Source organism: Micromonospora sp. NPDC002389 (assembly GCF_040296095.1).
Lineage (GTDB): Bacteria > Actinomycetota > Actinomycetes > Mycobacteriales > Micromonosporaceae > Micromonospora.
In genome coordinates this window covers 67540-77626 of record NZ_JBEOWP010000012.1, presented here as the reverse complement: position 1 = coordinate 77626, position 10087 = coordinate 67540, and the positions used below count along the sequence as shown (strand labels likewise).

The window sequence follows — 10087 nt, the reverse complement described above, 5'->3', positions numbered from 1 at the left end:
ATACCGCAAGTAGCATCACCTTCACCCACGGTGTGGCAGCGGGTGCGACACCGGCCTCGCGGCACACCGCAGCCGGATGCGGAGGTCGGAGATGCAGGATGAACAGCACCGTCGTCGGTCGGTGAGTCGCCGGGACGTGATGCGGGGCGCGGCCGTGCTCGGCGGTGCCGCCGCAACGGTCGGGTTGGCCGCACCGGGCAGCGCGGCGGCGGCTCCCGGCTCCGCAGCGGTGCAGCCGGCACGGGCCAGCCTGGCCGGGCTCGACGACTGGCTGGGCTCCCTGGTGCAGGTGGCGAGCGTGGCGGCGAACGTCCTGCCGATGCTCGTGCTGGCGCAGCGGGGGCAGACCTCCGACCCGTACCAGACCGGTGGCGTGCAGTTCGAGGTGATCAACATTGATGGTGAACCGAACCTGTACGCGCACAACGTCTCCGGTGACGACGTGGGACTCTCCTACACGTTGACCCAGTCGGAGCCGGCGACGAACACGAGCGTATACCAGCCGCTGCCCAAGGGTGGCGCGTACAAGTGCGAGTCCGACCTGCACGCATTCACCGACGGCCAGGTCTTCGTGGCCCCCAACCCGGCCTCCACCGGGTTTACCGGAGGGCTGGCCCGCACGCTGAGTTTCGCGGTGCGCGGCCTGACGATCGGGGCCGTGGTGCAGGTCGTCGGTGGCGTCAAGCTCTCGGTGACCAAGGACCCCGCGACCGGATCGTTCACCGCGGTCATCGAGGCCACCGGCACCCCGAAGACGCTGCGGGCCCAGGTCGAGGCGACCGGCCCGGACGGCAACGTAGTCCGCGCGGTGTGGGACGCCTCCGGCTCACCGAATCGGCCCAACAACGACACCATCAACCTTCCGCTCCCGGCCGGGGTCAACCTCGACCCGGTGGTGCAACTGCTCCAGCTCTACGTGGACCTCGACGCGCCCGGACTGGACGCGGTCACCGCCGACCGCCGCAGCCGGGTGGTCTACCTCTGATCGATGGGCTGCGCCGACCCTCGCCACGCGGGCTCGGCCGCTCGGAAACGGACAGACGGTACGGCGCAGGCGCCTCAACAGCTGGCGAGCGTTTCGGTCAGCACCTCCAGCAGTTGCCCATGTGCCGGCGCCGGACCGTCGATCCACCCAGGAATACCGTTCACCGAGACCAGGTCACGCAACTCGTCCATCCGGGGAATCCAGTACATCCGGTGTTCCGGGTTCGCCTCGCAGCAGGCCACATCCTCCAACGCCTTCCCCCAGGAACCCACGGGCCGTGGCTTCTCGGCCTGCTCCACGGTCATTCCCAGCGCCGTGGTCACCGCACCGAACACGGTCGCGTTCCACCGGCCGTCATCGACTCGCCCCCGCTGCTCACCGAGCACCCCCGCAGCCAGGAGCCCTGCCCGATCACGAGCTCGCGGGTCCAGATACATCAGCCGCAGCAAACGGTCATCCCAAGGCTTGCGGTGCAACGGATCAGGCTTCGGCTCCAGATAGTCAAGAGCGAAGGTCACCGACAACGGCCCCCGCACCCCGCCGAACGGCTCCACCGCGTACGGCCCCGGAGCGCGATACCGGGAGTCGGCCGGATCGACCGCGCGGCCGTTCTCCCCCACCAGGTCAAGAATGGTCTTGAAGACCGGCAGCAACCGGTTGGCCGGATCCTGTTCACTCAAATGCACCAACTCTTGCCGGATCTGCGGATGCAGCAGATCGCTGGTGTTCTCCCGGAGGAAACTCTCCGCCGCCGGCCAGTCGGGCTGCGCCAACCACTGCGTCAGCACCTCGGAATCGGCACGCTGAACCGCACTCGACGACACCTCACCGGCGGCCGCGAACGAGGCCATGCTGAACGCCCGGGCCGACGAGTGCACCACTCCATCCGGAGCGACAACCTGCCACCTCGCACCGGGACCCGCACCATCCGGACCGATCACCGGCAACCCGTAACGACCCACCACCGTCGCTACCTCGAACACCAGCCCCGTCGCCACCACCAACGGCTGCACTCGACGACGACTGAACTGCAACAACACCATGCCGAGGGCAGACAGCACCGCACTGCGTGGCCCCAGGCCCTCGCCCACATCGACCACCACCACCGGACGAACCGTCGACCGCGCCGCCACCACCGCCGAAGTCTCCGACCACGCCCGCCACCGAGCCATCTCACCCACCACCAACACACCCCGGTCGTCGGCTACCCCACGGCGGCCATAGGCGACCGGCAGCTCGGCGACAGCGGCACCCTCGTGAACGGCTACCGTCGTCTGAGCACTCACGGTCGGGCCGAGCGAGACTGGCAACTCGCGAGGATCCGCTGGGCTGCCGTCGAGCTCAGGCCAGTCGTCGGAGACCATCAGGTAGTTGGGATCACGCCAACCATCCACCACCACCGGACCTACGGCAGCCGGGACAAGAGCCGGATACGGGTACGTGACCATCGCCTTCCGACCATCACGCCACCGCACCCACACCGTCGTCGCGTCGAACCGGTAGGCCACCACGGCCCGTGGCGATCTTCCACCGATCCGCTGCCCGAAATACACGATCAGCTTGTCGACTGACATCTGACCCGCGGCACTGATCGTGCCGAGCCGGGCCGGCGTCGCCTGCTCACTCGGCTCCTGCGGCCAGCCCTCCATGACCACCGGCTTCCGTGCCGCCGGATCGAAGACCGGGTACGGGTACGTGACCGTGGCCTTCCGACCATCGGGCCACCGCACCCACACCGTCGTCGCATCCACCGTGTAATCGACCGTGGCATCGGGATAGCGCTCCCCGATACGCACGTTGCGGTTGTGCGCCTTCAGAACTCTGTGCTGCAGGGCGGCGCGGACGAACCGCGCCGACGGGCCCGGTTGGCGTGACCAGCCGTCCTCCACCACCGGCCCGGCAGCAGCCGGATCGAAGACCGGGAACGAATAGGAAGCCATGACCTCTGTGCCACCACCCGGTGAACGCGCCCACACCGTCGTCGCGTCGTACCGGTACTCGATCTCACCCCCGGCCGCGAAGTGTGCGCCCAGCGACACGCGGCGGCCGTCGAGACGCAGCTGGCCACCGCTGTCCGGCTTGCCGGACCGAGTTGCCGCCGCCAGGTCACCCGGCTGCTGCGGCCAGCCCTGCACCAGGGTCGGCGTGGCACCACTCGTGCCGAAAGTCGGGGTCGGGTAAACGACCATGGCCTCGGTGCCATCCGGAAGCCGTACCCATACCGTCTTGTCGTCAGTCCAGTACTCGACGGTGCCGCTGCCGTGCCTCGACCTCAGCTGCACGACGCGACCCTGGATTATCAATTTTCCGTTGCGGAGTTCGCCGGTGGACGCTGCCTCCTCGGGAGGTGGCAAGCCTGCCCAGTTCGACGCCGGCCGGACGGTCGCGTTCAGCGGCTCGTCCAGATCCATCGGAACGGGCAGCGATGTCGCCGGACCACCGTCCCACTCGGGCGAGCGGTCAGAGGACATCAATGAGTTGGGATCACGCCAACCATCCACCAGCACGGGGCCGGCAGCGGCCGGATCGAGGACCGGGTACGGCAACGTGACCATGGCCCTCCGACCATCACGCCACCGCACCCACACCGTCGTCGCATCGAATCGCAAGCCGACCGGGCCCTCGGTCGACTTGCCATCGTTTGTCTCTCCCAGCGCAATCGTGCGCTCGTCCACGGACAGTTGACCGCCGTGCGTCACGGTGCCGCGCCGGGCCGTCGCTGCCCCTGGGCCCGGTTCCCGCGGCCAGCCCTGCACCACCACCGGCTCCGCGCCGGGCGGATAGAAGACCGGGTACGGGAAGGTGGCCATCGCCTGTTTGCCATCCGGCAGAGTCAGCCACACCGTCGTCGCGTCGAACGCGTACAGGACCTCAGCATCGGGGTACTTGTCGTCCCCGAACTTGACCCGCCGGTCGTTGACCCACAGTTCTCCTCGTGACAGCTTGCCGATGCTCCACTCCGTCGTCGCGTCCGGCTGTCGTGGCCAGCCATCCTCCACAGAAGGTCCGGCAGCAGCCGGGATGAGAGCCGAGTACGGATAGGTGGCCATGGCCCTTTCGCCACCCGGCAGAGCGAACCACACCGTGGTCGCGTCATACCGGTACTCCACCTCGGTATGGCGGTATCTACCCACCGACACCTTGCGGCCGTCGATAACAAGTCGACCCGCACTATTCGTCAAGCCGCGCCGAGCCGCCGTCGCCTGCGTGCTCGGCTCCCGTGGCCAATCCTGAACAAACGTCGATCTAACGCCGGGCGGGCCGAACACCGATTGTGGGTAGACGACCATGACTCGATCACCGTCCGGCAGAAGCAGCCACACGGTGGTGTCGTCGGTCCAGTACTCGACCCAGACGTTGGCGTACCTCGACCTCGTCCGCACCTCACGGCCCATCACCATCAAGGTGCCGGCAGAGAGCCTGCCAGCGGACGCCGTCTCCTTCGGCGGCTGCCACCGCTCCTCACTCAGCTGACTCGGCTCGCCGACCACTGTTTCCGCGTCGCCCACACCCACAGCCGACACTGCCGGGGCGTCCGCCATCGATAGATCAGCCGGACTCACCACGGACATGGCGACCGGGTCCATCGTGCCGCCCGGACCCGTAGGGGCGGAGGACGCGGTCTCACCGCCCTGCCACATACGGTCCCAGTAGTCGTCGTCCTGGCGAAGCACGTCGAGCGACACCGGGTCCTCAGCCGGATCCACCGGACTTCCGTCCCACTCCAGCAGACCGTCCGGGCCCTCCGGGTCGTCCATCAGATGGTTGGGATCGCGCCAGCCCTGCACCAGCACAGGACCCGCTGTACCCGGATCGAAGGCCGCGTAGGGGTAGGTCACCTGGGCCTTCTTGCCGTTGCGCCCACGCACCCACACCGTCGTCGCGTCATATCGGTAGGCGACCAGACCCGGGGACAGCTCGCTACCGATCCGCCGCAGTTCTACCCGACGCCCACCGACCTGGAGCCGCCCGTTGTGCTCCAACGTAGTGAGCCGGGCCATCGTCGCCTGCCCGCTCGGCTCGCGCGGCCAGCCTTGCACGACCACTGGCCGCCCGGCGGTCGGGTCGAAGACCGGATACGGATACGTGGCCATGACCTTTCTGCCATCGGTCCAACGCACCCACAACGTATTCCCATCAGACCAAAGATCGACTGCCGCATCCGGGTAGGTCGTCCCTATCCGCACTACGCGGTTGTCCACCCACAGTCGTCCCTTCGACAGCCGGCCCGAGCTGAGCTTCGCCGTCGCACTGGGCTCCCACAGCCAGCCATCCACCACCGCCCGTCCTGAATCAGCCGGATCGAAGATCGGAGATGGGGACGTGGCCATGGCGGTGCTGCCGTCCGGCCAACGCACCCACACCGTCGTCGCGTCATACGTGTACTCGACCTCGACATCCGGAAATCTCTTCGATCCCAGATCCACCCGTCGGTTGTTCACCCAGAGGCGTCCTCCCGACAGCTTGGTGGTGTCGAACTCCGCCGTCGGGCTCGGTTGCCGGGGCCAACCTGCCACCACCTCCGGCCCGACGGCAGCCGGGTCGAACGTCGGGTACGGATACGCGACCATGGCCTCACGGCCATCCTGCGAACGCACCCACACCGTCGTCGCGTCATACCGATACTCGACCTCGGCCCTGGCCGCGATGTGTCCGCGCAGCGTTACCCGGCGATTGTCGACGACCAGGTCTTGCTGGGCGGTCACCGTGCCGGTCCGGACCGCCGCCAGCTCACTCGGTTGCCACCGCCAGCCCTGCAGCACTCTCGGTTTGGCGCTACTCGGGCTGAAGATCGGGTTCGGGTAGACGACCATGACCCGTGTGTCACCCGGCAGCCGTACCCACACCGTCGTGCCGTCGGCCCAGTAGTCGACTGTGGCACCTGCGTGACTCGACCTCAACCGCACGTCGCGACCCTTGACCGCCAAGTTCCGGTTGCGGATCTTGCCGGTGGACGGTGCGCTCTGCGGCGGCTGCCACGGATCCTCGCTCAGTTGACTCGGCTCGTCATCGCTGGCTTCCGCGTCGCTCACACTCGCCGCGGGTGTTGCGGAGGCATCCACCATCGACGTGTCGGCCGGATCCACCACTGGCACGGCATCGTCGTCAGCCGTTCCGCCCAGGTCCATCGGGGCGGGCAGTAACTCCTCCTCATTGTCGTGCCACATGTCCACCCGAAACTCCTCGTCCTGGCGAAGCACATCGAGCGAGACCGGATTCTCACCCCGATCCACCGGACCACCGGACCAGTCGGGCCAGTCGTCAGAGACCATCAGGTAGTTGGGATCGCGCCAGCCATCCACCACCACCGGACCTGCAGCAGCCGGGGCAGCAGCCGGATAGGGAAAAGTGACCATGGCTTTCCGGCCATCACGCCACCGCACCCACACCGTCGTCTCGTCAAACCGGTACGCGACCGCACCCTTGGTCGATGTCCCACCGATCTTCGCCCCGAAGTACAGGAGGAGCCGGTCGACTGAGATCTGACCGACGGCACTGACTGTGCCGAGCCGGGCCATCGCCGCCTGCGCGCTCGGTTCCCGTGGCCAGCCCTCCTCCACCTCCGGCTTACGGTCAGCCGGGTCGAAGACGGGATAGGGATAGGTGATCATGACTTTTCGACCATTGGCTGAACGCACCCATACGGTCGTCGCGTCATACGCGTAGTCGAGCGGGCTGTCGGGGTACTTCCTCCCCAGCTGCACGACACGGTTGTTGATACGTACCTGTCCCTGCACCAGCTTGCTGCTTCTGAACTCCGCCATCGCGTTCGGCTGCTGGGGCCAGCCCTCCACCATCAGCGGTCCCGCAGCCGCCGGGTCGAAGATCGGATACGGATAGGTGACCATGGTTTCCCGGCCGTCCTGCGAACGCACCCACACCGTCGTCGCGTCATACCGGTACTCGACCTCGGCCTTGGCCTCGAGGTGACCGGCCAGCAGCACGACGCGGCCGTCGACGGCGAGCCGCTTCTGCCTGTCCAGAGTGCCGGGACGAGCCGCCGACACGAGCCCACTCGGCTGCCGCTCCCAGCTTCCGATCACCGTCGATTGATCGTAACCGGAGCCGAAGACTGGATTCGGATAGACGACCATGGCCTTTCTGCCATCCGGCAGAAGGACCCACAGCCTCGTATCGTCAGCCCAGTACGTGACCTCGGTATCGCCGTACTTGGTTGGCAGCCGGACCGAGCGACCCTTCACGGTCATCTTGCCGCTATGGAGCATTGCGGAGGACGCCGCCTCCTGCGGAGGTATCCAGCCATCGCCCCTCAGCCGACTCGACTCGCCACTGCCCACCGCCACGCCGGTGGATCCCGCCACCGGCACCACCGTCGCCTGCAGTGATTCGTCCAGCTCCATCGGACCGCCGCCCGGCTCGGGCCAGTTGTCAGAGACCATCAGGTAGTTGGGATCACGCCAACCATCCACCACCACCCGACCCGCTGCCGCCGGACCGAAGACCGGATGCGGGTAGGTGACCATGACCTTCCGGCCATCACGCCACCGCACCCACACCGTCGTCTCGTCAAACCGGTACGCGACCTGACTTCTGATGGAGCTCCCATCGTGTATCGGCCACAACGGAACCTCCCGCCCGTCGACATCCAGACCGCTGTCACCGGCGGTCCCGAGCCGGGCCATTGCCGCCTTGCCGCTCGGTTCCCGCGGCCAACCCTCCTCCACCACCGGACTGGCACCAGCCGGGTGGAAGGCCGGGTATGGATAGGTGACCATGATTTGCTGTCCACTCGGCAAGATCAGCCACACCGTCGTCGCGTCATACGCGTACCGGACATCGGCATCGGCATCGGCATCGGCATCGGCATCGGAGTAAACGTCGGACCCGAAAACCACTCGTCGGTGGTTCACCCAGAGTCGACTCCCCGACATCTTGCCGCTGTGCCACGTGGTCGTCTCGCCCGGCTCGCGTGACCAGCCCGCCTCCGTCACCGGCCCGGCCGCCGCCGGGTCGAAGACCGGATGTTGAATGGGTAGCCATGATCTTTCTGCCATCGGGCAACAGCAGCCACACCGTCGTCGCGTCGTACCGGTACTCGACCTCAGTCCCGCCGAGGCCGGTCAGCGTTATCCGGCGACCGTCCACAGAGAGCCGACTCTTACTGTCCGGAATGCCTCGCCGAGCGGCCGTCGCCTCCACTCCGGGCACCCGCCGCCAGCCCTCCGTTATTCTCGTTCTGGTGCCACGCAGACCAAAGACCGGGTGCGGGTAGACGACCATGACCCGACCGCCATCCAGCAGCTGAACCCACACCCTCGTGTCGTCGGTCCAGTATCCGACCGTGGTGCTACGGCTCACCGGCCTCAGCTTCACGAGGCGGCCCATCACCGCCAGTTTCCCGGTGGTGGAGAGCGTGCCGACAAACGCCGCTCTCTGCGGGGGCTGCCAGTGCTTGTCCGAGTCGAGGACCGGCAGCAGGACCGGATCGACCACCGGCAGAAGTGCCGGATCCACCGTCGCGTCCACGTCCATCGGGACTGGCAGCGAGGCCCGGTCGCCGACCCACATACCCTCCCAGAATTCGTCGTCCTGACGAAAGTCGTCGCCCGGCATCCCGCTGCCCCCAAACAGGCGAGCCCGCCATTCACCGTCGACCAGACGAAAGTCCCCGGTCCGCTCGTTGGTCTCCGGATGCAGGCCGTGGACGCCCGTCCCATCGACAAGCACCGGCACATTGACCCAACCCGGACCACCGTCTCTCCACTGCCGCACCCTGATCTGACTGACCAGACCGATCTCGGTCGCCTCGACCCGGAAGTCAGTCGCGATCCTGGTGAGCTCGGTGATACGGGCGCGCAGCCGGGCGATCTCCGCCTGCAGAGTTCGCTCCCGCCCGGCCAGAACGGCAGCCTCAACCGACGCTGCCGCAGTCCCCGCGTCCCTGTCCGCTCCGGTTGTCACCATCTCAGTGCGCAACGTCGTCAGCTCACCGGAGCGCTCGATCAACATCCGACGCAACTCGGCGAGACGAGGTCGCACCACGTCGGAGACCTGCCCGGACGCCGGAGCGGATCGGGCCTGCGCGATGATCGATTCTGTCGCCCTGGCTGGTCGAAGGCGCACACCACCGCTGTCCAGCAGCACCGCCGTGAGGCCGCCGCGCAGCGCGGTCAACCTTCGGTCGTCGATCGATCCGATGAGGGTTCCCGCACCCTGCGACTCCAACGCCCCGATCCACCGCACCTCCGCGCCGTCCCCGAGCAGCCACGCCACCGTCGGTGCCCCACCGGGCTGCCGCAACCACGTCAGGGCGACCGAACCCGGGTTGTCTCGCAGGGCGTCGAGCAACACGGTGGCGTCCACCGCCTCCGGAGCCTCACCGACCACCTCCGGCAACTCCGAGACGGCGACCGGCAGCACCCGCCGCACCAGCTCCGCCGCCTGCGTTTGAGTGCCGGCCCACGCGAGGTGGACGGCGGCCGCCAGAGACCCTGGCGGAATCGCTACCCGCAAGCCCTGCTGAATCCTCGCCAGATCGGCCAACACGCCGTCCAGCCGCCGCCGACCCGCTTCTTCGCCCGCCACGACACGGGCGTACGCCGCCTGCACCACCGCCCGTCCCGCGACCTGCGACCACGGCAACACCCGTACCGCGTCGGCGTCCGTCCACGACGACTCCCGACCATCCACGCTGACCGGAACGATCTGAGGCGAACGGGCACTGCCCACCGGCACCTGCACCTGCATCCGGTACAGATCGGCCAGGCCGCCCAGCGCCTCCGGGTCATCCGGAAGCGGGCGTGGTCCCGTCGCCCAACGATCGATGTCCCCCGGGACCAGCACCATCGCATCGGTAAAGGGCTGACTGCGCAGATGGTCCAACCCCACCGCCGAACGCGGCGACTCCTCGATGAGATGCACCAGCGTGCCCTCGGCCGGTGGTGGCGTGGCAATCGACACGGCCAACGCGTTCGAGTGGCGTTCCTGGGTCATCGCTCCGGTCAACACGAACCGGCCAGGAACGACCATGATCTCTTTGCAGACGATCCCGCCGCGCACCAGGTACCTCGCCTCATCACCGTCATCACCGGAGCGGCGTGACGCCGGTACGCCTCCCCACCGACCAACATGACATCCCTG

Annotated in this window: 3 protein-coding genes; 1 reads left to right on the top strand and 2 read right to left on the bottom strand. The window is 67.6% G+C overall.

Going from position 1 to position 10087, the window contains the following annotated elements:
• The first annotated feature begins 91 nt into the window (after positions 1–91).
• Positions 92–985: a hypothetical protein gene (locus ABT008_RS22405; RefSeq protein WP_350698168.1), complete on the top strand. Its 894-nt coding sequence runs from the start codon at positions 92–94 to the stop codon at positions 983–985.
• A gap of 74 nt (positions 986–1059) precedes the next feature.
• On the opposite strand, the gene ABT008_RS22400 is transcribed toward ABT008_RS22405, so the two are convergent.
• Positions 1060–7857, bottom strand: coding sequence for a hypothetical protein (locus tag ABT008_RS22400; protein WP_350698167.1), 6798 nt, complete (start codon positions 7855–7857; stop codon positions 1060–1062).
• Positions 7766–10006, bottom strand: coding sequence for a coiled-coil domain-containing protein (locus ABT008_RS22395; protein WP_350698166.1), 2241 nt, complete (start codon positions 10004–10006; stop codon positions 7766–7768). Before ABT008_RS22395 ends, ABT008_RS22400 begins: the two co-directional genes overlap by 92 nt.
• Between the last annotated feature and the right edge of the window lie 81 nt (positions 10007–10087).

Bases quoted from the DNA above. Each gene is read 5' to 3' on its own strand.
- ABT008_RS22405 (WP_350698168.1), top strand. From the start codon at position 92: ATGCAGGATGAACAGCACCGTCGTCGGTCGGTGAGTCGCCGGGACGTG.